Below are 530 nucleotides of genomic sequence, written 5' to 3'. Positions count from 1 at the left end.
CGGCATCGCACCCGTCCGCCCCGCCGAATACGTCCACTTCACCATCACCCAGATCGCCGGCCAACCCGGCCACACCAACTGACCCCACCACACCCGGGAGGGTTCTGGGCCATGCAGTTCCGGGAGACGCAGTTCCGGGAGACGCAGTTCCGGGAGACGCAGTTCCGGGAGACGCAGTTCTGGGAGACGCAGAGGATCGTGCTCAGGGAGGGCGACCAGGTGACCCTCCTCCCGGCCCTGACGGCGCCCGTGGCGACGCTCGTCCCGCCACCACCGCTCCCGCTGCCGGGGTCGGCGGGCTTCCGGATCGAGGGGCATCTCGCCTGTGTGCCGGGGGACATCGAGGCCCTGGCCATCGTGTCCGTCGCGTATCAGACGCCGACCTTCGGCATCGCGGGATCCGGGCGTGTCCAGCTGCGGGTTCCCCGGGGGAACCGCGCGAGGTACGCCAGGACACGGCAGGGGACCGAGGTCGTCGTCGACGGGGGCCCGCTCGACCTGGTCTTCACTCCGGTGCTCCCGGCGAGCAA

1 protein-coding gene is annotated in these 530 nt (G+C 70.9%); it reads left to right on the top strand.

What is annotated here, in order from left to right; all coding sequences use genetic code 11:
* Positions 1-111: 111 nt before the first annotated feature.
* The coding region (locus UK12_RS33035; protein ID WP_045306903.1) for a hypothetical protein at positions 112-530 on the top strand (419 nt) is incomplete at its 3' end.

Origin of the sequence: Saccharothrix sp. ST-888 (assembly GCF_000955975.1) — a bacterium.
Lineage (GTDB): Bacteria > Actinomycetota > Actinomycetes > Streptomycetales > Streptomycetaceae > Kitasatospora.
The sequence above is the reverse complement of the archived record's forward strand: the minus strand, read 5'-3'. Positions and strand labels throughout refer to the sequence as shown.